The sequence below is a fragment of the Mycobacteroides franklinii genome, assembly GCF_001853795.1.
Taxonomy (GTDB): Bacteria; Actinomycetota; Actinomycetes; order Mycobacteriales; family Mycobacteriaceae; genus Mycobacterium; species Mycobacterium franklinii.
This window is the reverse complement of sequence record NZ_MLIK01000018.1, coordinates 87,646-112,178: the sequence shown is the minus strand read 5'-3', so window position 1 is coordinate 112,178 and position 24,533 is coordinate 87,646. Positions and strand designations below refer to the sequence as shown.

At 65.2% G+C, this 24,533-nt stretch carries 24 protein-coding genes; 6 read left to right on the top strand and 18 right to left on the bottom strand.

What is annotated here, in order from left to right:
• Nucleotides 1-94 precede the first annotated feature (94 nt).
• From BKG76_RS07585 to BKG76_RS07575, 3 genes are all read left to right on the top strand, one after another.
• Nucleotides 95-1,339, top strand: a complete 1,245-nt coding sequence (locus BKG76_RS07585; protein WP_070937096.1) for a glycosyltransferase — start codon at nucleotides 95-97, stop codon at nucleotides 1,337-1,339.
• Nucleotides 1,340-1,366: 27 nt separating this feature from the next.
• Complete coding sequence (locus tag BKG76_RS07580) at nucleotides 1,367-2,842, top strand: amidase (protein WP_070937095.1); 1,476 nt, start codon at nucleotides 1,367-1,369, stop codon at nucleotides 2,840-2,842.
• 139 nt (nucleotides 2,843-2,981) lie between these two features.
• Complete coding sequence (locus BKG76_RS07575) at nucleotides 2,982-4,208, top strand: ankyrin repeat domain-containing protein (protein ID WP_070937094.1); 1,227 nt, start codon at nucleotides 2,982-2,984, stop codon at nucleotides 4,206-4,208.
• Here the strand turns inward: BKG76_RS07575 and BKG76_RS07570 are convergent.
• The 10 genes from BKG76_RS07570 to dop form a co-directional block, all read right to left on the bottom strand.
• On the bottom strand, nucleotides 4,205-5,014 hold the full coding sequence (locus tag BKG76_RS07570; protein ID WP_070937093.1) for an ABC transporter ATP-binding protein: 810 nt from the start codon (nucleotides 5,012-5,014) through the stop codon (nucleotides 4,205-4,207). The genes BKG76_RS07575 and BKG76_RS07570 overlap by 4 nt on opposite strands.
• Entirely contained in the window at nucleotides 4,998-6,026 is a 1,029-nt protein-coding gene (locus tag BKG76_RS07565; RefSeq protein WP_070937092.1) for a taurine ABC transporter substrate-binding protein, read from the bottom strand. The genes BKG76_RS07570 and BKG76_RS07565 overlap by 17 nt, the downstream gene beginning before the upstream one ends.
• Nucleotides 6,023-6,880 carry an ABC transporter permease gene (locus BKG76_RS07560; protein WP_070937091.1) on the bottom strand — a complete coding sequence of 286 codons (858 nt, stop codon included), beginning with the start codon at nucleotides 6,878-6,880 and terminating at the stop codon, nucleotides 6,023-6,025. Before BKG76_RS07560 ends, BKG76_RS07565 begins: the two co-directional genes overlap by 4 nt.
• Before the next feature lie 125 nt (nucleotides 6,881-7,005).
• Nucleotides 7,006-8,193 carry a hypothetical protein gene (locus tag BKG76_RS07555; RefSeq protein ID WP_070937090.1) on the bottom strand — a complete coding sequence of 396 codons (1,188 nt, stop codon included), beginning with the start codon at nucleotides 8,191-8,193 and terminating at the stop codon, nucleotides 7,006-7,008.
• Nucleotides 8,190-8,549, bottom strand: coding sequence for a hypothetical protein (locus tag BKG76_RS07550; RefSeq protein ID WP_070937089.1), 360 nt, complete (start codon nucleotides 8,547-8,549; stop codon nucleotides 8,190-8,192). Before BKG76_RS07550 ends, BKG76_RS07555 begins: the two co-directional genes overlap by 4 nt.
• Nucleotides 8,550-8,625: 76 nt before the next feature.
• Nucleotides 8,626-9,270, bottom strand: coding sequence for a phosphatase PAP2 family protein (locus tag BKG76_RS07545; protein ID WP_131815804.1), 645 nt, complete (start codon nucleotides 9,268-9,270; stop codon nucleotides 8,626-8,628).
• Between the two features lie 5 nt (nucleotides 9,271-9,275).
• Nucleotides 9,276-10,100: a proteasome subunit alpha gene (gene prcA, locus BKG76_RS07540; protein WP_070937087.1), complete on the bottom strand. Its 825-nt coding sequence runs from the start codon at nucleotides 10,098-10,100 to the stop codon at nucleotides 9,276-9,278.
• Nucleotides 10,097-10,966, bottom strand: a complete 870-nt coding sequence (gene prcB / locus BKG76_RS07535; RefSeq protein ID WP_070937086.1) for a proteasome subunit beta — start codon at nucleotides 10,964-10,966, stop codon at nucleotides 10,097-10,099. Before prcB ends, prcA begins: the two co-directional genes overlap by 4 nt.
• The gene (locus BKG76_RS07530) at nucleotides 10,963-11,157 is read right to left on the bottom strand and encodes a ubiquitin-like protein Pup (RefSeq protein WP_030095612.1); all 195 of its coding nucleotides are present in this window, start codon (nucleotides 11,155-11,157) and stop codon (nucleotides 10,963-10,965) included. The genes prcB and BKG76_RS07530 overlap by 4 nt, the downstream gene beginning before the upstream one ends.
• A 90-nt stretch (nucleotides 11,158-11,247) precedes the next feature.
• Nucleotides 11,248-12,744 (bottom strand): depupylase/deamidase Dop, encoded by a 1,497-nt coding sequence (dop, locus tag BKG76_RS07525; protein WP_070937085.1) that lies wholly within the window; start codon nucleotides 12,742-12,744, stop codon nucleotides 11,248-11,250.
• Nucleotides 12,745-12,836: 92 nt separating this feature from the next.
• On the opposite strand from dop, the gene BKG76_RS07520 reads away from it, so the two are divergent.
• Complete coding sequence (locus BKG76_RS07520; protein WP_070937084.1) at nucleotides 12,837-13,661, top strand: class I SAM-dependent methyltransferase; 825 nt, start codon at nucleotides 12,837-12,839, stop codon at nucleotides 13,659-13,661.
• Nucleotides 13,662-13,759: 98 nt separating this feature from the next.
• Here the strand turns inward: BKG76_RS07520 and BKG76_RS07515 are convergent, their stop codons facing one another.
• The 6 genes from BKG76_RS07515 to BKG76_RS07490 all read right to left on the bottom strand — a co-directional run bounded on the left by BKG76_RS07515 (nucleotide 13,760) and on the right by BKG76_RS07490 (nucleotide 19,596).
• Nucleotides 13,760-14,818 (bottom strand): aminotransferase class I/II-fold pyridoxal phosphate-dependent enzyme, encoded by a 1,059-nt coding sequence (locus tag BKG76_RS07515; RefSeq protein WP_070937083.1) that lies wholly within the window; start codon nucleotides 14,816-14,818, stop codon nucleotides 13,760-13,762.
• Nucleotides 14,797-15,810 (bottom strand): 3-oxoacyl-ACP synthase III family protein, encoded by a 1,014-nt coding sequence (locus BKG76_RS07510; RefSeq protein WP_070937082.1) that lies wholly within the window; start codon nucleotides 15,808-15,810, stop codon nucleotides 14,797-14,799. The genes BKG76_RS07515 and BKG76_RS07510 overlap by 22 nt, the downstream gene beginning before the upstream one ends.
• Nucleotides 15,807-16,466, bottom strand: a complete 660-nt coding sequence (locus tag BKG76_RS07505) for an SRPBCC family protein (RefSeq protein WP_191987159.1) — start codon at nucleotides 16,464-16,466, stop codon at nucleotides 15,807-15,809. The genes BKG76_RS07510 and BKG76_RS07505 overlap by 4 nt, the downstream gene beginning before the upstream one ends.
• Nucleotides 16,453-18,153 (bottom strand): thiamine pyrophosphate-binding protein, encoded by a 1,701-nt coding sequence (locus BKG76_RS07500; protein ID WP_070937151.1) that lies wholly within the window; start codon nucleotides 18,151-18,153, stop codon nucleotides 16,453-16,455. Before BKG76_RS07500 ends, BKG76_RS07505 begins: the two co-directional genes overlap by 14 nt.
• Nucleotides 18,154-18,370: 217 nt before the next feature.
• Nucleotides 18,371-19,117 (bottom strand): anti-sigma factor family protein, encoded by a 747-nt coding sequence (locus tag BKG76_RS07495; protein WP_070937080.1) that lies wholly within the window; start codon nucleotides 19,115-19,117, stop codon nucleotides 18,371-18,373.
• Entirely contained in the window at nucleotides 19,114-19,596 is a 483-nt protein-coding gene (locus BKG76_RS07490) for a sigma-70 family RNA polymerase sigma factor (protein WP_005061267.1), read from the bottom strand. Before BKG76_RS07490 ends, BKG76_RS07495 begins: the two co-directional genes overlap by 4 nt.
• Nucleotides 19,597-19,878: 282 nt before the next feature.
• Here BKG76_RS07490 and BKG76_RS07485 point away from each other — a divergent pair, with 282 nt between their 5' ends.
• Nucleotides 19,879-21,027, top strand: a complete 1,149-nt coding sequence (locus BKG76_RS07485) for a hypothetical protein (protein ID WP_070937150.1) — start codon at nucleotides 19,879-19,881, stop codon at nucleotides 21,025-21,027.
• Here the strand turns inward: BKG76_RS07485 and BKG76_RS07480 are convergent.
• Nucleotides 21,024-21,629, bottom strand: coding sequence for a maleylpyruvate isomerase family mycothiol-dependent enzyme (locus tag BKG76_RS07480; RefSeq protein ID WP_070937079.1), 606 nt, complete (start codon nucleotides 21,627-21,629; stop codon nucleotides 21,024-21,026). The two genes, BKG76_RS07485 and BKG76_RS07480, sit on opposite strands and share 4 nt — an antisense overlap.
• Nucleotides 21,630-21,759: 130 nt before the next feature.
• Here BKG76_RS07480 and BKG76_RS07475 point away from each other — a divergent pair, with 130 nt between their 5' ends.
• Nucleotides 21,760-22,629, top strand: coding sequence for a class I SAM-dependent methyltransferase (locus tag BKG76_RS07475; RefSeq protein WP_070937078.1), 870 nt, complete (start codon nucleotides 21,760-21,762; stop codon nucleotides 22,627-22,629).
• A 4-nt stretch (nucleotides 22,630-22,633) separates the two neighbouring features.
• Here the strand turns inward: BKG76_RS07475 and arc are convergent, their stop codons facing one another.
• A complete protein-coding gene (gene arc, locus BKG76_RS07470; protein ID WP_070937149.1) occupies nucleotides 22,634-24,442 on the bottom strand; it encodes a proteasome ATPase in 1,809 nt (602 codons plus the stop codon).
• Between the last annotated feature and the right edge of the window lie 91 nt (nucleotides 24,443-24,533).

Below are 24,533 nucleotides of genomic sequence, written 5' to 3'. Positions count from 1 at the left end.
TCTCAGCAGCATCAGCGGCGATCCGATACGGTTCGGGACGGGTTGGGCCCGGGTTTCCGCATGCCGTACTGGCACACAACGACAGGTTTCGACGATGCATATAGCGCTGTTCACCGATCTTCACCCCGAGAGCCTGGGTGGCGCGCAGATCTCGGTGGCCCGGCAGCGTCACGGCCTGGAGCGGCTGGGACACAAGGTGACGGTGTTCACCGCACCCCTGGCGCACACCGTCGATCCCGACCCGAATGTCGTGGAGGTCAAGCCGGTGCCCTTCGTCGCCGAGGCCATGCGCAAGCTCGGCAAGCACGACGACTTCACCTTCGTGTGGCCGGGCGCCGCGAACCGGGAGCTGATCGATCGGGAACTGCGTGCGCGCGGACCCATCGACATCATCCACAGCCAGGGCGACCTGGGCGTCTGCATCGCTGGCGTGGAGGCCGCGCGCCGCAACGGCATCCCGGTGGTACAGACCAAGCACACCCGCTATGACGTGTATTTCGAGAAGGCCAGCCCCAACCCCCTGCTGCTGGCCTGGATCTTCAGCCAGATGCAGGAGCGTCACCTGCCCAAGGATTTCCACCTGACGACGGTGCAGGAATCCGCCGCGTCGCGGCGGGCGTGGCAGCTGATGATGGCGCAGGCGCAGGCGGTGGACCACGAGATCACCCCGACGACGCATTTTGCGCAGGCTCTCACCGATCGCGGTCTGCGTCGGCCCATTTCCGTGGTGTCGAACGGTGTCGACGACGAGCTCGTCGACATCGCCCGTGAAGCCGCGGACGACAAGCCCACCGATGACGAGCCGCTGCGGCTCATCTGGTGCGGGCGCCTGTCCCCCGAAAAGCGGGTGCTGGAGGCCGTGAAGGCGGCCACGCAGGTCAAGAACTGCGTCATGGACATCTACGGTGACGGGCACCTCGAAGGCGCCATCAAGAAGTACGTGGATTCACACGGAGCCTCCAACCGGATCCGGCTGCGTGGCCGGGTCAGCCAGGACAGCTGCCTGGCGGCGATGGGAGCCAGCAGTGCGCTGCTGTTCACCTCATACGGTTTCGACACACAGGGATTGGTTCTGCTGGAGGCGATCTCGATGTCGACTCCGGTGATCTTCTGCGACGAGATCCTGGGTGAATCGGTACCCGAGGGCGGCGGCCTGGTTACCGAGAACGAATCCGTCGAGGCCATCGCGAAGGCCATCCGCGCCCTGGCCGATGACCGCGGCAAGCTGCGGCAGATGACCGAGGTTGTCGCCGCGCACCACGACGAGCCGCGGCAGTCGCTGCAGACCGAGAAGATCGTCGCGATCTACAACGATGTGTTGAAGAAGGCCAACGCCTGACCCCCTGATGCCGCATAGGCTGATCGGGTGGATTTCTCCGACTACTCCCAATACGACGCCACCGGCCTGGCCGAGCTGGTCGCCACCAAACAGGTCACCCCGGCCGAGCTGCTCGCCGCCGCCCGCGCCCGCGCGGTGGAGGTCAACGACAAGGTCAACGCGATAGTCCGAACCATCCCCGAGGCCGATCAGCGGGTCGAGGGCGAGCTGACCGGGCCGTTCGCCGGTGTGCCGTTTCTCATCAAGGATCTGGGCCAGGACTACCGGGGCCTGCCGACGGCCGGAGGATGTCGGGCGTTGTCCACGCTGCCCGCCGCGGAGCACTCCACCATCGTGCGGCGCTGGCTCGACGCCGGCCTGGTGATCTTCGGCAAGACCAACACTCCCGAGTTCGGAGCCAAGGGCATCACCGAGCCGGAACTGTTTGGGGCGAGCCGCAATCCGTGGGATCTTAGCCGCACCCCGGGCGGCTCCTCGGGCGGCTCCGCTGCCGCGGTCGCGGCCGGAATCGTGCCCGTCGCGGGCGCCAGCGATGGCGGCGGGTCGATCCGTATCCCCGCGGGATGCTGCGGCCTGGTCGGACTCAAGCCCGGTCGCGGTATCACCCCCATGGGCCCCACGGCCGGTGAACCCATGCATGGCGCGGCGGTCAACGGCACCGTCTCGCGAACCGTCCGCGATACGGCCGCCATGCTCGACATCATCGCCGGACCCGAGCCCACCTCGCCGTATTTGCCGGCGATACCGAAGGACTCGTACGCGTCCCAGGTGGGCCGCGATCCCGGCAAGCTCCGGATCGGGGTACGCGTCCCGACGGTCATCACCCCCAGCCCCGATCCCGCCGCAGTGGCCGCGGTCGATGCCGCGGTGCGCATCCTGACGCATCTGGGCCATGAGGTGGTAGAGGTGAGCGCCCCCTATGACGATGGCCAGCTGGCTCGCGATTTCCTGTTGACGTGGTTTGTGCATGCCGCCTACGAGGTGGATCACACCAAGAAGCTGACGGGTGCGGGTGATGAGGGATTCGAGCGCGACACCCTGCTCATCGCGGCACTGGGGCGCACCACCAGCGGGCCCGATTATGTTGCGGCCGTAGAACGCCGGCACGATTATGTGCGCGAGATGGCGACATTCTTCGGCGACTACGACCTGCTGCTCACGCCGACGCTCGCCAAGTCTCCGCCACGTATCGGCGAGTTCAACCTCCCCGCACCGCTGGCCGCCGTGTCAGATCTGCTGCTGCGCACCAAGACCGCCCGCGTGCTCAAATACGCGAACATCATCGACAGCATGATCAACGACAACCTCGGCTGGGTTCCCTATACCCAGTTGGCGAATCTGACTGGGCGCCCGGCGATTTCATTGCCGCTGCATCAAACCCCGAAGGGCCTGCCGCTCGGTGTGCAGTTCGTGGCCCCGCTCGGCGGCGAATCCCTGCTCATTCGGCTGGCCGCCCAGCTCGAAGCGACCGAACCGTGGGCACACCGGCGCCCGACCCTCTAGCGCGGTAGTGTGGGTGCCGGGCGTGCAGGAGCGCCCGGTGTCCGCCCGAAGAGGCTCAGCCTCCCTGCCTTCCTTGAACTGGTTACCGACCTCTTCTCGCCCGGCCTCGCGGACATCGGGTTCACGAGAGGAGGCCGTCATGGCCAGCACCCTTCCCACCAATCCGTCCCTTGATCGCATTCGCGATGACGCACGTGGACTGCAGCGCGCGCTACGCGCCGCGGATCCCGACGCGCTGGACATGGTGCGCCAACACCACCCGCGCCCCGATATCACCTTGGCGAGTGGACGGTTCGCGCTGCACGATGCCCAGCTGACGATGGCCCGCCGGTACGGATTCACCGGCTGGCCGGCACTTGTGCACTATCTGGAGCTGGCCGCCGACCTGAGCACCGATCCGAGTGCGGTGAACGAAGCCAACCTCGATTCGGCCGACCGGTTTTGTGCCCTCGCCTCGCTGCGGTACGACCACGACGATGAGCCGCCGCGCTGGCAGGCGGCGGCCGATCTCGTCGCCGCGGATCCGGCGCTGGTGGACAGGCACGTGTGGGCGGCGGCCACCGCCGCCGACCCCGCCGCGGTCGCGCGGCACCTGTCCGCGCAACCGGCGCTGGCAACGGCCAGTGGCGGTCCGTACCAATGGTTTCCGCTGATGTACCTGTGCTACAGCCGTGCACCGTTGGACCGCACCGTCGATGACACGTTGACCGCCGCCCGCCTGCTCCTGGACACCGGCGCCGACCCCAACTCGGGGTACCTGTGGTGCGGGATGTCCACCCCGTTCACCGCGTTGACGGGGGTGTTCGGCGAGGGAGAGCAGGGGCCGGGACGCCAGCCCCGCCACCCGTTCGCCGGGGCGCTGGCCGCCCTGCTGCTGCAGCGCGGTGCACACCCGGTGGATCAGCAGACCCTCTACAACCGGATGTTCCGCCCCGACGATTCACATCTGAAACTGCTGTTCGCCCACGGATTGGCCGATGCCGGCGTGAGCCCCTGGGAGCGCCGCCTGGGCGAGGCCATGGAGACCCGTGAGCAGATGTGGCGACGGCAGATCGATTGGGCGGCCGCCCATGGATTCTCCGATCGCCTGGAGCTGCTGGCCCGGCACGGAATCGACATCACGGGAGCAACTCTCGTGCCCCGCTCCTTCCCCACCGATGTCAATGCCCGCGACGAGGACGGCGCGACACCGCTGCACGAGGCGGCCTGGGCGGGCGATCTGGCGCTGATACGCCGATTGCTGGCGGCCGGAGCCGATCCCGCGATCACCGACACGCGTTTCGGGTCGACACCACTGGGGTGGGCAGAGCATGCCTATCAATCCGACGCTGCCGCGCTGCTGCGGACGTATCCGCACACGAGCTAGGCGGCCGCGGCCTTCACCGCCCGGCCCACCTCGGTACGCAGTTCGGCATATTCGGGAGAACGGCGTAGATCATCGGGGTCGATACCGGTCCTGGGGAGCTCCACCGGGATATCCAATGCCACCTGGCCGGGTCGACGAGTCAGCACCACGATGCGCGACCCGAGAAAGGCGGCTTCGTCCGCGCTGTGTGTGACGAACACCGTGGTGCGACCCGACTCGGCGCTGACCTGGCGGACGTCCTCCTGCAGACGCTCACGGGTGAGCGCGTCGAGCGCCGCGAACGGCTCGTCCAAGAGAAATAGCGGGGTCTCGGCAGCGAGTGCCCGAGCGATCGCCACCCGCTGCTGTTGACCGCCACTGATCTCCCAAATGCGCCGGCCCGCAGTGCCTTCCAGTCCGACACGGGCGAGCAATTGGTCTCGGCGTTGCGCCCACCGTTCGCGCGGCACTTTCGCGTATTTCAGGGCGAGCTCGACGTTGCCTCCCACCGTGCGCCAGGGAAACAGCCGTGGCTGCTGGAACACAACCCCCGACGTAATGCCCGGGGTCGGCGCTCCACCGGCCACCGACACAGCCCCTTCGCTCGGTGATTCGAATCCGGCCAGCAGCCGCAACAGGGTGCTCTTGCCGCATCCGGATGCCCCCACCAGCACCAGGAAGGTCCCCGGCTCGACGGTCAGGTCCACCGGGCCCAGCGCCGTCGTCCTCGCCGCACCGCTGCCGTAACTGTGGGTGACGCCACTGATCCGAATTGATCCGGTATCTCGTTCCTGGACAGCGGTTGTCACATCATCGACCGATGACATCGGGCAGGCCCTTCGTGTAGACAGCATTCTCGAACGTCGAAAGCGGCGCCGCGGCGGGGATCTGTTTCTGATCGGCCAAGAACTGCGAAGCGCTCCGCAGATCGACCGCGATATGCCCCGGCTTACCCTGCTCACCAAGCCATTTCGCCGAGGTGATCTCGGACGGACTCAGGTAGATCCCCTGCTTGAGCTGATCGGCGACCTCCGGCGGGGTGAGACCATTCTCGGCGCCTATCGACTTGGCGGCCGTGCTCGGATCGTCGTGGATGAGGTTCAACGCGCGCGCTTGCTGCCTGCGCCACACGTCGACCACCTCGGGATGGGCGTCGGCGAACGCATTGGACACCACCGCGAGGTCCAGGGTGGGCCTGCCGTCGGCGGCCAGCTGTCGGCTGGTGATCAGATCTCTGCCGTTCTTACGGACCTGGTCAACCGTGGGCAACCAGGTATAGACGGCATCCACGTCTCCGCGGTCGAACGCGGCCAACGCGGCCTGCGGTTGCAGGTCCACGAGCCGAACATCGTTCGCCGACAAACCGTTCTGCGCCAGCGCGGACAGCAGGCTGTAGTGCGCGGTGGAGGCGAACGGAGTTCCGACGCGCCTGCCCTTGAGACCGGCAATCGTGGTCACGCCACTGCGATTGCTGGCCACCAACGCCTCGTTGTCACCGGCGACGTCAAGGACGTAGGCCACCCGATACGGAATGTTCAAGGGCGCCGAGAGCCCCCGCGCGAAGGGGCTCGATCCCAGCGCCCCGAAATCGAGTTCCCTGGCGATGAAGGCGGTGTTGATATCGGCGCCCGAGTCGAACCGCGTCCATTTGATGTTGTAGTCGGGCAACGCCGTTTCCAGCCAACGGTTTTGCTTGACGACGAGATCACCGCTGGGGAAGTTCTGGTAACCGATCCGGATGGTCGGCTTGCTGCTGTCCAGACCGGAGTGATCGATCGCGCACCCCGACAACGCCGCGATCGCCACCGCGAGCGTGGCCGCGAGGTGGGCCAGCCTCATATCTTCCCCCGCCACGGCACCGCCCGGCGCTCGACGGCGCGCAGGGCGGCGTCGATCACCAGGCCCGAGATCCCTATCGAGAAGATCCCGACCAACACCACGGGCGTGTTGTTGTAGTTACTGGCGTCCTTCACCAGGCCACCGATACCGGGTATGCCGTTGAACAGTTCCGCGGCGACCACCGACGAATACGCCATACCGACCGCGAGCCGCACGCCGGTGAACGTCTCGGGCAGCGCTGCGGGGATCACCACGTCGCGGGTCACCTGCCATCGCGACGCACCCAGTGCGCGGGCCGCTTCCACCAGGCCCACGGGGGCCGCGACCACCGCCGCTGTGGTGGCGACGGCCGCCGGCGGCAGTGCCGCCAGCGCGAGCAGGGTGATCTTGGGGGCCTCGTCGATACCCAGCCAAATCACCAGCAGGAAGAAGTACGCCAGCGGCGGCAGTGTGCGCAGGAAAGTCAGCCAGGGTTCCAGGACGCTGCGCACCCACCCGACCGATCCCATCAACAGGCCGAGCAGCACCCCGGCCGTCACTCCGATGATGACGCCGAACAGCAAGCGGCGCAACGTCATATACAGGTGTTCGACCAGCAGGTAGCCGCCGTATCCATGCACTCCGTCGTGGTTGGTGGATACTTCGATGAAGGCGTGCCACACACTGCTCGGATACGGCACAAAGGTTTGGTTCCAGATCCCACTGACCGCGGCCAGCTGCCATATTCCGATGAACACGATCACCGACAGCAGCGGCAGGGCGGCGCGGGTCAGGCGAAGGCGCCATCGCGATGGGCGCGCGGCGGCTTCCGGGGCCGGTGACTGGCCGGGAACGACGTCGACAAAAACAGACACTATGCGAAGTACTTTCTGTGGCTAGGCGCTAGGAAACGGCGTCACGCAACAGCAGCAATCAGCGGATAGTGTCGAAGGCACTCGGTATTCATACCGGCGCAAACCCCGGCCCTCAAGGGTCTGACTCAGCGCGAACGAAACCCGCGCCGCGGCGACGGCCCCGACTCGTCGTCACCATCGCTGTCCCACAGCCCGATAACCGGGGCCGCTGCCCTGGGCAGATCCCCGAGCAGCTCTCGGGTGTTGTCGGCATTCACCAGATACGGCGGGCTGTAGTGCTCGTTCTCGTCGCCGCGGCGCTGGCTTGCGTGCGGTGGGTATGCACCCATCATCGGCATCATCGGGCCCCACGTCCGAGTTGCCGCACCACCACCGATACCGCCGGTGCTCGCCACAGTGGGTCCCGAACCGAATGCCGGCATCCGGTCGGCAGACAGCGGCCGACCGGTGCTGGGCACCGCCGATTCGAACCCCGCACTGCGGGTTGGGCTCTCACGCCAGAGCGGATCGTGCATCCAATCCTGACCCGCATAGACATCGTCTTCACCACGTTCGTCGACCCCGGATCCGGGTGTCGATCCCATTGCGGAACCCTTGCCCGGGAACGGATTACCCGGAACTCCCATCACCGTAAGCGGTACCTGCATCGGCGGGGGCGTCGTCTGCGACGGATTGGGATTGGGCTCGTGCTCGCCCAGGCCCCACCGGGCCAGGAACTCCGCGGCCCGCTCGGCTTGTTCGTCCGGTGACTGCCCGGGTACGGCGGCGCCGATATCCGGCCCGAAGCCGAAGCGAAGTCGTTCCTGTGGGCCGATCAGCGCGGCGACGGCGTTGCCGGCCTGGATCGCCGGGCCGCTGTACACGGTCCGCACCTGATTCAGGGCTTGCTCCCACAGGCCCAACTGCTCGGCGAACGACGTTCGCCAGCGAGGAATTTCACCCATTTTGTCCACCAGCACCGGTGTGGGCGGGGGCGCGATCTGCTGCTGCAGTTCGCCCGTGGCCCTTGCCAATACGTCCAGACCCGAGGACAGGGTCAATGCCTGTTCGAGTGCGATGCGCGAATTTTCGACGTACTCCCGCATGGTGCCCAGCGCCGCTCGCGCCCCGGAGCCGCTCCAGCCGTCCTGGATCGTCGCTGTCACATCCTCCAGGAAGGTGGTGAACAGCGAATCGAGCCCCCGCAGTGTGCTTTTCCATTCATCGGCGAAGCGCTTGATGTCCTCCGGCGCCATCCGTGCCTGCATATCCATGATCGACTCGTGGCTCCACTTGTCACCGTGCCATTCGTCGGGGCGTACGGTCACGGTCATCTCAGCGCCCTCCGGGCGCAGTCGGCCGAACCCGTGTCGACCTCCGCGTAGGCATCACCGATGCGCCGAAAGGTCTCGGCGAATTCGGTCAGCACGCAGCGATGCTGTTCGAGAACCGCGGCCAGCGAGCCCGTCGGCGCCTGGGCGGCGTCGTGAACGACCCGGCCCCACCCCCGCCCCTCCTCGCAGTCGCCGAAGATGACGTGGTTGGCGGGCGCGAAGGATTCCAGGCGCGCGATGATCCCGGCAAATGTGCTCCGGAGCAGCTCGCAGCGGGCGGCCAGCTCCTCGCACGCGCCGTCGGCGAGCCACAGCGTCGCCAGATTTATGTACGTGTCCTCTTCATCGTTGGACATGGCAGCTCCTACCTGGGGCTAAACGGGTTCGATAGCAGGTAGGACCACCGGCACCGGCGTATGGTTCCGCCGATTTTCAGGCTGTGGATAACTTCCGGGACGCGTATCGCCCGTACAGCGATCCGGCCACCACGATGATCAGGCCGCCCAGCAGCACGCCCCCGATGACATCGGAGAGCCAGTGCACACCCAGATACAGCCGCGTCAGGGCAACCGCGACCGTGCCGACGGCCACCGTCACCCACAACCAGATTCGGACGGTGCGGCTGCGCCCGTAGCCGAGGACCACCGCGAGCACGCCCAGTACCGAGATCGTCGTCAACGAATGCCCCGACGGATATGACGGGGAGTTCTCCACCACCAACCGGACGGCGTGCGGCGGGCGCTGGGTACCCACGATGTGTTTGGTCACCGGAATCACGATTCTGGTCGCGATCAGGGTTCCGAAGATTACCAGGGCGGGTAGCGGTGTCCGCCACCGCCACCCGAGCACCGCACCGACCACGATCCCAAGCGGCCACATGCCGTTGGGTCCCACCACATCGGTGACGAACACGGCGATGGGAGTCAGCCACTGTCGGCGCTGGGCCAGCATGAAGTCCAGCACCGCGTGGTCAACGCCGGTACCGGCATGCGCGGCGTGCGCGATGAACCCCAGTGCCACGAAGAGCGCAGCGAGGACCACGCCAACGGCCGCCGGCCATTGTCGAGACGAAAGCACGAAGCCTAGCTGTCCTTGGTTTTCTTGGAGTCCTTGGCATTCTTGGCGTCGGAATCCTTCGAATCGCCGGCTTCGGGCGCGGGATCGCCGCCGCCTTCCGTCTGCCCCGGTGAGAAGTCCTCGGGCAACAGCGCTTCCAGCGCGGCACCCTTGATCCGCCGGAACGCACGCCTCGGACGGCTCTGCTCCAATACCGCGACCTCAAGCCCGCCGAGCACCCTGCCCTCGGCCGAGCCGTTGGAGGTACCGGCACTGGCCCCGGCCTGCAACGCCTTCACCGCGAACCCCACCGCGTCCTTGAGCGTGGCGCCCTCGGCGTAGCTCTCCTTGAGCGAGTTGATCACCGGCTCGGTGTTGCCGCCCATGACCACCCAATGCGGTTCATCGGCGATCGACCCGTCGTACGTGATCCGGTACAGCACCGGGTCGGTGTCCCGACCGTAGTGAGCCACCTCGCCGACGCACAGCTCCACCTCGTAGGGCTTGGCCTGCTCATTGAAGATGGTGCCGAGTGCCTCGGCGTAGATGTTGGCCAGCTGCCGCCCGCTCACGTCACGGCGGTCGTAGGCATAGCCGCGCATATCGGCCCACTGAATGCCGCCACGGCGCAGCCGGTCGAATTCATTGAACTTTCCGACGGCCGCGAAGCCCACCCGGTCATAGACCTCGCTGACCTTCTGCAGCGAGTTCGACGGATTCTCGGCGACGAACAGCACCCCATCGGCGTACGTCAACGCCACCACCGAACGACCGCGGCTGATTCCCTTGCGCGCCAACTCCGAACGGTCGCGCATGAGCTGCTCGACCGACGCATAGTACGGAAAGGTCATGACCTACCTCCCGATTCACGCAATTCTGCTTCGGCACGTGCCGCTTCGGTCCGCTTCTCGATGACCTCACGCGCGATGCGTTCGATATCGGCCTCGGGTACCCGGATCGCTCCCCCGGAATCGATCCGAACGGCCGTCGGGAACACCCGGCGCACCAGATCCGGTCCACCCGTTGCCGAATCGTCGTCGGCCGCGTCGTAGAGCGACTCCACGGCCACCGCCAGCGCACCCAGCGCGTCGCCACCGGGCTTGTACAGCTTCTTGATCGAGGACTTGGCGAACATCGAGCCCGAACCCACCGCCTGGTATCCGTCGCTCTCCACGTGCCAGCCACCCGCGACATCGAAAGACACGATGCGCCCAGCGGTTTCACCGTTGGGGTCATCGATGTCATAACCCACCAACAGGGGCACCGCCACCAGTCCCTGCATGGCCGCCGCCAGATTGCCGCGGACCAGAGCCGAGAGCCGATTGGCCTTACCGTTGAAGGTCAGCGGCACACCTTCGAGCTTCTCGTAATGCTCCAGCTCGACGGCGTACAACCGTGCGAATTCGACGGCGATGGCTGCGGTTCCGGCGATACCGGTCGCGGAGTAGTTGTCGGTGATCTGCACCTTGTCGATATCGCGATTGGCGATGTAGTTGCCCTGAGTGGCGCGCCGATCACCCGCGATCAGGACCCCACCGCGGTACGTGAGTGCCACGATCGTGGTGCCGTGCGGCAAGTTCGCGATCACTTCGCTTGACGCCTTTCCGACCGCCGGAAGCAACTCCGGGGCCTGAATCCTCAGGTACTCGGAGAACGACGAAAGGTGCGAATGTCGGGTGAACTGCTGGGGCGCGATCGAGTCATCGCGCCAGATCACTGGCCACCCTTTTGGACGTACGCCCGCACGAAGTCCTCGGCGTTCTCTTCCAGCACGTCATCGATCTCGTCGAGCAGATCGTCAGTGTCCTCCGCCAGCTTTTCGCGGCGCTCCTGCCCGGCCGGTCCCCCAAGGTCGGTGACATCGTCCTCGTCACCGCCACCACCGCGCTTAGTCTGCTCCTGCGCCATCGCTGCCTCCTGACTGCTAGGTCGGTTCTGTTCAGCCTACCGGGCAGCGCCGACGACGTGACGTTTCGCGGGCGTGCGTCGCCGAACCCGTTACGTCGTGAGCTGATCGACCAGTTCAGCAGCCGAATCGACCGAGTCCAGCAGCGAGCCCACGTGGCTCTTGCTGCCACGCAGGGGCTCCAGCGTTGGAATCCGGACAAGCGAATCCCCGCCCAGGTCGAAGATCACCGAGTCCCAGCTGGCTGCGGCGATATCGGCGCCGAAACGGCGCAGGCACTCGCCACGGAAGTAGGCACGGGTGTCCGTCGGAGGCCTGGTCACCGCATCCAGTACCTGCTGCTCGGTGACCATCCGCTGCATGGAACCGCGGGCGACCAACCGGTTGTAGAGCCCCTTGTCGAGGCGCACATCGGAGTACTGCAGGTCGACCAGATGCAGGCGCGGCGCCGACCAGGTCAGGTTCTCGCGCTGGCGGAATCCCTCCAACAGCCGCAGCTTGGCGGGCCAGTCCAGCAGGTCCGCGCATTCCATCGGATCACGCTCCAAGAGATCCAGGACCTTGGCCCACACCTGAAGTACATGGTCAGCCTGCGGATCTGGGTCGCGAGAGGCGACCAGCTCGGCCACCCGCTCCAAGTAAATGCGCTGCAGCGCAAGCCCTGTCAGCTCTCGGCCGTCCGCCAGGGCCACGGTGGCCCGCAGCGACGGATCACGACTGATCACATGCACCGCGTGCACCGGCCGAGCCAGCGCCAGGTCCGACAGATCAGCCCCGGACTCGATCAGGTCGAGCACCAGCGAGGTGGTACCCACCTTGAGGAATGTCGAGGTCTCGGCAAGATTGGCGTCCCCGATGATGACGTGCAGCCGGCGATATTTGTCAGCATCGGCGTGCGGTTCGTCGCGGGTGTTGATGATGCCCCGCTTGAGGGTTGTTTCCAGACCCACCTCGACCTCGATGTAGTCGGCGCGCTGCGAGAGCTGGAAACCCGAGTCGTCGCCGGAGGGCCCGATGCCCACCCGACCGGAACCCGTCACGACCTGCCGCGATACGAAGAACGGGGTGAGGCCCGCGATGATCGCCGAGAACGGCGTCTGGCGGTCCATCAGGTAGTTCTCGTGCGTGCCGTAAGAGGCACCCTTTCCGTCAATGTTGTTCTTGTAGAGCTGCAGCCGGGCGGCACCGGGCACGCTGGCGACGTGCCGAGCGGCGGCCTCCATCACCCGCTCGCCGGCCTTGTCCCAGATGACGGCGTCCAACGGGTTGGTGCATTCCGGCGCCGAGTACTCCGGGTGTGCATGATCGACATACAGGCGGGCACCGTTGGTCAGGATCATGTTGGCCGCCCCCACCTCGTCGGCATCCACGATCGGAGCAGGACCCGTGGTGCGACCCAGGTCGAAGCCGCGGGCGTCGCGCAGTGGCGATTCGACCTCGTAGTCCCAGCGGGTGCGCTTGGCCCGCTGGATCCCCGAGGCCGCGGCGTAGGCCAGCACCGCCTGCGTGGAGGTGAGAATCGGATTGGCGGCGGGGTCCGTGGGCGACGAAATGCCGTACTCAACCTCGGTACCGATGATCCGTTGCATGGTGATCAGCCTAGAGAGGCTGGGCTGAACACCACGCCGGGGACTGTTCAGACTGCTCCGTGTGCCTCAAAATCGGCCTTAACGTCGGGTTCATGAGCCACTCCGAGAAGATTCATGTCGACCTCAGCGGGGCACCGCAGACCATGCTGGCGACGTTCTACGCCAAGGCTCTCGATGCGGATCTGCCCGAACCGATCCTGAACGACACCCACGCGCGCGACATCGTGGATCGGATCGACTACGACTGGTCCCGAACGATGATCACCGCCAAGCGGTCACCGGCAGTCACCACCCGGTCGGCACATTTCGACAGTTGGGCGCGCGCGTTCTTGGCTGAGCATCCACAGGCCGTCGTGCTGCATTTGGGCTGCGGGTTGGATAGCCGATTCCTGCGACTCAATCCCGGGCCGGGCGTCGAGTGGTACGACATCGACTATCCAGAGGTCGCGGGACTGCGCCGCAAGCTCTACCCCAAACATGATCACTATCATGTGATTTCGGCATCGGTCACCGATCCGGCCTGGATCGCCGACATCGCGGGTGACCGCCCGGTACTCGCGATAGGCGAGGGACTCACGATGTATCTGAAGCAGGATGAAGGCATTGCGTTGTTGCGCCGGATCGTCGACCACTTCCCTTCCGGGGAAATACAATTCGATGCGTTCAACACATTCGGCATCAAAACACAGTGGTCCAACGCGGTGGTGCGCCGCTCCGGCGCCACGTTGTACTGGGGTATCAACGGGCCCGATGACATCATCGGCGCGGTACCGGGGCTCCAACTGATCGAGTGGGTATCGGCCTTCGATTCGCTGAGCTTTCAGCGAGTACGCGGGGCATATCGAGTGGTCGCCACGCTGATGTCGCTATCGCGTACATCCCGGTTCATGGCGCAGTATCACCGCTACGCGTTCTGATCCGTACCTCGAGAGGGAGGAAGTTGGGGGTTGGCCGCGGCGGTCCTTGCCGTTTCGGGGCCGGCAATCGGGGGGACGGATCGCCGCGGCCAACCAGTCTATGACGCAGGTCTGCTCATTCGAGACACTGCGCTTTCACCTATCTCGTCGACTTCCAGAAGTCGCCGTGCCACGATCGCCATCTCGCGCGGATCGCCGACGGTGAGGCGAACACCGCCATCGGGATACTCCTTGGCCACGACATCGTCCGTCCCTAGGATTGACATCCAGGGATCGCCATCGCCGCGCGCCGGGAGATACACGAAGTTGGCGTGTGATTCCGGGATGTGGGCGCCCATCTGAGCCAGTCGCTCCCGCAGCCGGTCACGTTCGTAGACAATCGAATCCACACGCAACCGCAGCTCATCTTCGGCCGCGTACGACGCCGCCACCGCTACCGCGGCCGCGCGATTCATGCCGAACGGAAGCTGGTACCGGCGGATCACACCACAGACCGCGGGTGCGGCTAATCCGTAGCCGATACGCAGTCCGGCCAATCCGTACGCCTTCGAGAATGTACGCAGCACAACCAGATTGGGGTGCGCCGCGATCAGACGCGGGATGTCCAGATGCTCATCGGGATCCACGAATTCGATATAAGCCTCATCCAGTATCACAACACTGGTTGGCGGTGCCTGGCGGACAAACTCATAGACCTGTTCGGCAGGTATCAGCGTTCCCGTCGGATTATGGGGTCGGCACAGCACCACCGCGGCAGCGTCCGCGTCATACGCCGCTCCCAGCAGTTCGTCGAGATCGGTCATGCCGTTGTCCGCCAGCGGAATCGGAACCTGAATGAGCCCGGCGATATCGGCCAGTATCGGGTAGCCGTCGAATGTCGGGTGCGCGAAGACGAGCGAATCACCCGGCTGGCACAACGCCTGCAGCACCTGCAGCGCAACTCCGGTGGCTCCGACGCCGACGACTACTTCCTCCGGCGTCAGACCCACGCGTTCTGCAATCAGCCTCGGGAGCACAACCGGCAGGAACTCGGGGTAGCGATTAACCTCCGCGATGTCATGCCTGAGCGCATCGCGCACCGATGGCAGTGGACGATAGGGATTTTCGTTCAATGCCAACCGAAGCGGGCTCACCGTCACTGGCCCCTCCCTCCCCATCGCACCGCCGCCGCTGCCGCATAGTCGCCGGCATGGGCGAATCCGGCCAGCATCACCGTGTCGCCTGCCTGCACCTGCCCCTCGGAGATCGCCTGGTCGAGCGTGTGGGGAATACCCACCCCGAACAGGTTCCCGCACTCATCGAAGGTGTCCGGGTGCTTCTCCTTGGGCAACTGCAGGGCATCGCGCCAGTTCCGCAGGAATATCCGGTTGGGCTGATTGGTCACCAACGCATCGAGATCTGTTGAAGGAACTCCGATTCGGTCGCAGACCGCCAGCGCCACCTCCGGCACCATCCGGTTACCCCGGGCCAGCACCTTGCTGATCTTGTGCTCGGTGAAGGCCACCCGGCCCTGCCCCGATCCGGCCTCCCAATACTTGCGATGAGGCGTCACCGCGTAGGTCATGTCTCCGGCGTACTCACCGAAATTCCGGGTCTCGATGCCTAGGACCGGCGACCCCCCGTCACGGGTGATCAGCGCCGCGGTGGCACCGTCTCCCGGTATCGAGGCTTGAGCGGTTGAGCGCACCTGCTCCTGTACAAAGATCTGCCCCGCCGCGTTCTGCATGTTCACGATCAGTGCCGAGCGTGCGCTCGATGAGGCCATCATCTGTTGCACAAGCTTGAGCATCAGTACAAACGACACACAACCACCGTTGTGTACGTCCAGAATCCACTCCGGGCGGATCTGCAATCGGCTTGCCACCTCGCCACCGCAGCCCACGAACGGCAGATCCGGCAGCTGGGTGTGTGTCAGCAGAATGTCGACGTCATCGAGTACCGCTTCCCCGTGCCTTTCCCGGAGGCCGGCCACGGCGCGCTCAGCCATGTCCACCGCCGTCTCGTCGGCCGCCACATGATGCCGGTAGGCCGGACTGCGGAACATGACGTTCTCGGCCAGGTCGTCGTCCTTCGCGTACTGCGCGAAATAATCTGCGCTGACCCGATTCTGGGGAAGATAGCTGGAGATATCGAAGATACTGACGGTCATTTCATCCACTCCGGAACAATCGGCAGCCCATGGCTGTGGCGGTATTCGGCGATGGCCTTGAGATTCAGCAGCTCCAGGAGATGGCCCGCACCGAACATGTCCCAGAAGTCCCCTACCCACGGCTTCCGTTGTGGTGGAGCGGTTTCCGGATAGGGATTCTCGTCATAGAACGGGTGATGGCAGTTGGTCCACAGCACGACGGAGCCCGGCTTGTTGAGTACGATCTGCGCGTCGACCACCCGCATGAGGTAGATCATCCACAGGTGATCGCCCTGATCCCAGGCGCAGTGATAGTCGACGGTCCCGGAGTCGGCGTTCGACTCGGTACGGGTGTAGATCAGTGTGTCGGACCCCAACCGATCATGGGCAATCCACAGACCGGGCTCATCGGTCTCTTCGAAGCCACGCAGGCTGTAGGTCCACTCCTCCAGGCAACGGGTGTCGGACAGGTAACGGTGCAATTCGTCGGGCGGACAGTCCACGTACTCTTGGACCGTGCAGAACGGGCCGAACACCTGATCGTGCGGATACACCGACCGCATCATGTCCATGATGACCGGCGTCGCCTTCTCACGGGGCGAGGTCTCGATGCGGTGTACGCCGGGAAGCGCGTCCTCGGTACCAGCGTCGGCGGCGATATCGCTAAGCGCGGGCAAAGCTTTCAGGCCGGGCTTGGATGTTTCGGTGATCGTGTCGGTCATGCGTTTTCTCCTTAGCGATTTCGGATGACAAGAACGGGGCAAACGGGGGTATCTCGTCGGTGGAGCAGACGACCTCCACCACGGACGGACCGCTGTGGGTCATCGCCTCGTGCATGGCGGCCTCCAAATCGGCTACCGTGTCGGCAGAATGACACACCAGGCCGGGGAACATCGCGGCCAGTCCGGACGCGATGTGTGAGGGCGCGAACCGGTTGAAGCTGTAGCCTCCGCCGTAGTAGAGCTGCTCGCGCGTGACGCACATGGCGTGCGCATTGTTGTTGACGATGACGAAAGTCACCGGCAGTCTGTGCTCGATGGCCGTATGAATCTCCATGCCGTGCATGAAGAATGCGCCATCGCCTGCAATCACCACGGTGCGGCCGGCCCGCGCGAACGCGCAGCCGATACCGGCGCCGAAGGCATATCCCATGCCACCCATTCCAAGGGCGACAACGTAGCGGCCGTTGTGCCGAGCACCTAGGTAGTGAACCGCAGCGGCTCCGGTATTGCCCGCGTCCACGAAGATATCGGCACCGGCAGGAATCGCCTGGTCCAGCACATGCATGGCGTCGTGGTATCGCACGCCATCACCCTCATGCACCGGCGGTTCAAGATGAGCTGGGGCGTAGAGTGTTTCACTATCCGATGCGTCCGAGCGCGCGGGCAGTGCCGCGGCAAGGCCGGTCAGCGTCGAGGACAGATCCTCGGTCTGTAAGTGCCGGGACGCGATATGCGGCGTCACGGAGCCAATAGACAGCACCGGGGTTGTGGTGAAGTCGACACCTCCCCGGGTCATCACGGGCATGGTCGTGCCGATACATATGCAGGTGACGCCGTGACGCAACACCCGTTCGACGGCCGGGTGCCCCATCACGCCAATGACGCCCAGCAGTCGCGGGTTCTCGCTGTCCACAGCATCTTTGGCATCGGGAGAGATCGCCACGAAGGCATCCAGACGGTCAATGAGAAGCGATAGCTCGTCGCGAGCGTCGTGTCGGGCGACCTCCGGCCCCGCCACCACCAGGATTCTTCCGGGCGTTTCGGCCAGATGCTGTGCGAAATCGGCGAGCTGCGCGGGCACCGCCCCCATCCGCTGATGCGGCTCCCGTATCTGCGGCACGACCGCCAGCTGCGCCTGCTGAACATCCTTAGGAATCAACAGAACCGCAGGCAGGCCGTCGCGGACCGCCGTAAGGGCATGGGTCAGCGCCTCGGCGATCTCCTCGGGGCGTTCCACACGGGCGCAGTATCCGGAGATGGGCCGGAAGACTGACTGCAGATCCATGCTGCCGGCGCGCCCACTGCCGTCCTGAAATGCGCCATTGCCCTCCAACGGGCGCGGCGGCTGTCCCACGATCGCCAGCACCGGAACCCCACTTGCATATGATTCAGCAAGCGCCGGAACAAGATTGACGGCACCACCACCGGATGTCGTGGCCACCACGCTCATGCGTGAGGTGGCACGCGCATAACCGTCGGCCATGGCCCCCGCCGAGAACTCATGTTTGGCAACGATCGCCTCGATACCTGGCGTGTAGTGCACCGCATCGTAGAGATCCTCGATATTGGCACCGTCGACACCGAAGACGAAATCGACGGCGTGGCGACGCAGCTCGGAGGCGAGCCAGTCAACCACTCGTATGTTCCCGTTGCGGAGCGGAAGGTCGCCTGCCGCGTAGCTCCGAGCACATATCGGGGTGGTCATGATTAGTACACGACTGCCACACGTGACCGGTTCAACAATACGAAAGAAAAAGTGATTGAGTTATCTCAATCATGTGATGGCACAACATGAATCGGGTTTCAGGTTCGCCGAAGATAGGCACGTCAAAGCATCACGAGCCGGGTGCGCGAAACCCTCAGCGGCGCAATTCGAGGAACACGAGCGGTGAGGCGTCGCCGTGATTGTCGATGACCTGAACGCTCTCGATCTGGTCCTGTGCCATAGGGACGGTCGTCGATGTCATCATCGTCGAGCCGGGCTTGGCAGTCCACGAGCTGGCGATGATGTTCCCGCCTGCCCGGGTGCCGATCCGCAGCGCGTACGGCGCTGCCGAATCATCGGGGTCGTCGCCATACGCCGGATAACTGCACCACATTTCGATGCGGGTGCCGGTGCCGTCTCGCACGAGTGCCACCTGCGCGCTCATCGGCGAAGGTGTCACCTGGCGCATCGGTTGCCAATGCTCACCCGACGGTAGCGAGCCCGCCGCCACGTTCATCGGTGCGGGCCGGTGGTACCACGGCGGCGGCACCAGCGAAACAGTCAGCGCTACGGTCGCGGCTACCGCGACCGCGCCCACATAAGCCAGTCGACGCACCGCGCTCTGCCGCCGCCACCGGGCCTGCAGCTTGGGCCACAGCGCCTGCACCGGGCAGCTGGTGACCGGCTTCGCGAGCGCAGGCGGGTCTTCGAGTTCCATCTTCTCGGCATAGCCGCGATCGACCTTGGACAGCAGACCGGGCATCGCGGTCACCTCGGACAGCGCACGCTGGCAGCTGGCGCAATCGACCAGGTGCTGTTCATACTCACGCCGTTCGGTCGACGACAACGCACCCAGTACGTAGGCAGCGTCCCAGTCGGCGTAGACATGTTCGATAGTCATCGCGTGACCCCCATTTCCTGCAGCGACAACCGGAGTGCGCGCACACCGTAGTGAAGGCGTGATTTGACGGTACCCTCGGGCACCCCGAGCTCAGCGGATATGTCGGCGACCGAGCTCCCGCGGTAGTACGCGCGCAGGATGACGGCTCGGTGATCGGTGGACAGCGTGCGCAGCGCCTCGGCGACCAGCCACGCGTCCAGCGTCGCGTCCACCTGATCCGGGGACGCGAACTCCGGCGTCTCCGCGGTGGCGATCTCACTGCGAAAACGTGAGCTCCGCGCGTTATCGCGCACCAGATTGTGGGCAACGGTGAACAGCCAGGCGCGGGCGGAGCCTTCTGTCTGGTTCACCAGCGTCGGATGCCGCCAGGCACGCAACAGCACCTCCTGCACGATGTCTTCCGCGAGCGCCGAGTCGTGTGTCAGATGCATGACGTACCGGTGCAACGGGCCCGCGTACTCGTCGTAAAAGGCTCTCATCAGCGACGATGAGCCGCTTGCGCGAAGAGCAGTGGGCTCCGATGAGCCGTCCGCGCGCAGACCATCACGCCCCGACGAGCCACTTACGCTCGTTCGGTCAGGCCCAGCCTGCCCATCCGCCATGGAACACCTCCGACGGTTACACGATCCGACCGCCCGATTGGTTCAAAATACGCCCGAATATCCGCCCGTACCAGGGGCAACTTGAGGGCCTGCCCATGATGCACCGAACACGCCGGGGTGGTCCTCGGGTTTCGTTTGAAGACCGGCAATCATGACGTAGTGCGAAATCTCGAGGACGTCCACGAGTGGTTCCTGGCGCGGGGGCTGCCCGTCGTGCTGGACCGTCGAGTGCGTTCACGCGAGCTCCTCGACCGCGCCGCACCCATGATCGGAATCACAGGCGCGGGCGTCGCGCTGTACGAGCTTCTCTCCACTGATAACGAGACGCGCTCGGTCGTGCTGATGATCCTGCTGGGCGTGGTGGCCCTGTTGATGGCGGCGCAACCGTTGGTGCTGATCGCACTGCAGCGTGCGGGAACCATCCGCGCCGACGTGGTGCGCCGCACCTTGTCGTGGCTGGTGATCGCGATCTTCCTGATCGCGCTGCCCGTCGCCGATACCGGCACGTGGGCGGCCGCAGCGGCACGGATGCCCGCCCATCTCCTGGCCGCACTGGCGCTGATCTGGCTTACCTACCTCGGCGCCGGGTCCATCGGGCTGTGGGCACTGCGTTATTCCTCAACACAATTCGGCGCCCTCGGCACACTCATGTCCCGTGCGCTGCCGCTGCTCATGCTGACCGTGGTGGTGTTCTTCACCGGAGAGCTCTGGCAGCTCTCGGCCCGTATCACCCGCGAGAGGCTTTGGCAGACAATTGGTTTCCTGGCCGTCACGGCGGTCGCGTTCATGGTGGTGACCGTGCGCGACGAGCTCGCCAACCTGCGCGAGAGCCGCGCCGAGTCGGCGGGGGCGGCGGTACTGCTGGCCGATACTCCGCTGGCCGATCTCCTTGATGACGAGGTGCCGAGGCCCGCGTTGCGGTGGCCGGAGCGGATCAATGTGCTGCTGGTCATGGTGGTTTCGCAGGCCATCCAGGTCATCTTCTTCACCACGGGCGTGTTCGCCTTCTTCCTGCTGCTCGGCATCGTCGCGGTGCCGCACGACGTGATGGTCCTGTGGTCCAACGAGGCCGCATGTCCGTCCGGGGCGGCACCTCCCTGCGCCGGAACGTGGTTCGGCATCCGGATCGGCTTGCCGCAGACCCTCATTCACATGGCGCTGCTGGTCGCGGTGCTGTCCGGGCTGTACTTCACGGTGAACAGCAGCGTCGACCCGCAGTACCGCAGCCGGTTCTTCGAGCCACTGATCGCCGACGTCGCGGTGAGCCTGGCCGGACGCGACGCCTACCTCGCTGCCTCGCGCAACTAGCCCATCCGAGCAGCCAGGGTCGGTACGCCATCACCTTCCAGCTCGCTCAGCACAGCGGGACGACCCGCCATTGCCAGCACCAGCGCTTCGCCGGCACCCCGCACTTCCGGCCCGCTGCCCCTGGCCCAGTCCACATCGGTGGCGACGAAACGCAGGCCCTTGGTGTATCGGCGTGGATTGGCGCCGAAATCCGGATGCGCCAGCGCGTAGTACAACCGATCCTCGGGAATGAGGCGCGGCCGGCCCAGTGGCCGCCGGATGTCTTGCTGATGCACCATCGCGTCGGTATGCAGGGCCGACGGCATGAGATGGCCCCATGGCCCCGGCCGGATGCCCGATTCGACATGGTGCAATAGGTCCGGGATGGACATTTCGCTGGCCTCGTGGACGAAGTGGTTGTTCAGCTTGTCGATTGATCGGGCTCGTGCCGCGGCGCCGAGGTAGACGCCGAGCGGTATGGCATCGAGGGCCATGTGTGCCGCGACATCGCGCACCCGCCAACCCTCGCAGAGCGACGGGGCCAACCAGTCCTCATCGGAGAGCGTGTACAGGAACTCGGCCAGGCTTGCGCGCTCGGTCGCAAGCATTTCTTTGGGTTTCATGGAACCTCCTGTGGGCTGTACCGGCCATGCTAGGAACGCCACGCTGACCAGCAGCGCCGTCGCCTGCCAGGCACTGCCATTCGCTGCCAGTGCACCCTTTTCGGTGCGCCGAGGTTTCTATTCTCGGCGTATGTCTTTACGCCGGCTCGACCAAACCGCAAGCCTGACCGCACAATTCAACGCTTGGCAGCGCGCCGCCGAGTCGCTGCAAACCGGGGCACTGCTGGATGACCCGCAATCCGGATGGTTCGTGACACACCCGGCATTTCGCCTCGGTCTGGCCTCACCGACCGTCGCCCGGTGGGGCCTGCGACTGCTCGACCGATGGTGCCCCGGCCTGCACGCGCACATTGTGTTGCGGCGGCGGGTCTCCGACGACGAGCTGCATGCGGCGGCAGCATCCGGCATTTCCCAGGTTGTGATCCTTGGCGCGGGGTTTGACACCAGCAGTCAGCACCTTGGGTCGCTGCCCGTCACCGTGTTCGAGGTCGACGCGCCCTCGACGCAGCACGACAAGAGGCGTCTGCTGGAACGTCACGGATTCCAGCCTCGCTGGGTGCCCTGCGATTTCGAGCGGGACGACGTGACCACCAGTCTGTGCAATGCCGGGTTCGATTCGGCCAGATCGGCACTGGTGGTGTGGCTGGGCGTCACCTACTACCTGACGCCCCCCGTGCTGGAATCGACACTGGCGCAGCTCAAGAACCTCTGCGCCCCGGACAGCCGACTGATCATGGACTACGGCGATCCGGACATCGTGGGTCATCGCAGCCCGCGCCCGGACGTGCGTCGGGTATCACGCTATGTCAGCCGGAAGGGTGAGCCGTACCGCACGGGCATGACCGCCGCGCAGGTGGACGAACTCCTTGCCCAACACGGATTTCAGGCGATCACCCACCAACGAGTGCCGACGCTCGTAGATCACTACGACCCGGCGAACAGCCGCCGACTCGCACGGGGCGACTGGAATGCCGTGGTGACGGCACACCGAGTGCGGTGAGGCCTTACAGGTACTGGCCCAGGCTCGATTCGGTGTCGATGGCGCGGCTGGCACTCGAGCTCTTACCGGTGACCAGCGTGCGGATGTAGACGATGCGCTCGCCCTTCTTGCCCGAGATCCTGGCCCAGTCATCCGGATTGGTGGTGTTGGGCAGGTCCTCGTTCTCGGCGAACTCGTCCACGATCGAGTCGAGCAGATGCTGGATCCGCAGACCCTTCTGGCCCGTCTCCAACACCGCCTTGATGGCGTTCTTCTTCGCGCGGTCCACGACGTTCTGGATCATGGCACCGGAGTTGAAGTCCTTGAAGTACATGACTTCCTTGTCACCGTTGGCATAGGTGACCTCCAGGAACCGGTTGTCGTCGATCTCGGCGTACATGCGGTCCACGACCTTCTCGATCATGGCCTTGATGGTGAGCCCGCGATCGCCACCGAACTCGGCGAGATCGTCCTCGTTGACCGGCAGCTTCTCGGTGAGGTACTTGGAGAAGATGTCCTGCGCCGACTCGGCATCCGGCCGCTCGATCTTGATCTTGACGTCCAGGCGGCCGGGCCGCAGGATCGCCGGATCAATCATGTCTTCGCGGTTGGAGGCGCCGATGACGATGACGTTCTCCAGGCCTTCGACACCGTCGATCTCCGAGAGCAGCTGGGGCACCACGGTCGTCTCCACATCGGAGCTGACACCGGTACCACGGGTGCGGAAGATGGAGTCCATCTCGTCGAAGAACACGATGACTGGCGTTCCGTCGGAAGCCTTTTCGCGGGCGCGCTGGAAGATCAACCGGATATGCCGCTCGGTCTCACCGACGAACTTGTTGAGCAGCTCGGGGCCCTTGATGTTCAGGAAGTAGGACTTGGCCTCGCGGGAGTCGTCGCCCCGCAGCTCTGCCATCTTCTTGGCCAGCGAGTTGGCAACGGCCTTGGCGATGAGCGTCTTTCCGCACCCGGGCGGGCCGTACAACAACACACCCTTGGGTGGGCGCAGTGCGTACTCACGGTAGAGATCCTTGTGCAAGAACGGAAGCTCCACCGCGTCGCGGATCTGCTCGATCTGGCGGGTGAGGCCACCGATGTCGCTGTAGCTGACGTCCGGCACCTCCTCCAGCACCAAGTCCTCGACCTCGGCCTTGGGGATGCGCTCGAAGGCGTACCCCGCCTTGGTATCGACCAGCAACGAATCACCCGGCCGCAGTTTCCGGGGCTTGAGATCAGCTCCGTCGGCGTCCTCGGACACGTCGGAAAGGTCGGGCGCGATCAGCGGGTCGGCCAGCCACACGATGCGCTCTTCGTCTGCATGCCCCACCACGAGCGCGCGATGTCCGTCGTCGAGCACCTCCCGCAGGGTGCTGATCTCGCCCACTGACTCGAAGTGACCGGCCTCGACCACAGTGAGTGCCTCATTGAGGCGCACGGTCTGACCACGCCGCAGCTCACTGGTCTCGATGTTGGGAGAGCAGGTCACCCGCATCTTGCGGCCCGAGGTGAACACATCGACCGTCTCGTCGGTCTGCACCGCCAGCAGCACGCCGTAACCACTCGGCGGTTGCCCCAGCCGGTCGACCTCCTCACGCAGCGCCAGGAGCTGCTGACGGGCCTCTTTGAGGGTGTCCATCAGCTTGGCGTTCCGCGCGTTCAGGGAATCGATGCGAGCCTCGAGCTGGTTCAGGTCACGCAGGCGAGCGGAATCCCCGGGCCCGTGAGTAGGACTGTCTTCCAGCTGTTCGCGAAGCGCGGCAACCTCTCGGCGTAGCCGCTCCACTTCGGCGGCATCCGGTGTGCCGAACGCCTCTGAACGCTCCGACTCACTCATGATGTCCTCCTTTCCCACACCGAGAATTGGTGCGGTGGATACTTCAACGCTACCGGCGATTGGCGAGCCGTGCGGGGTCTACCCGTTGGCT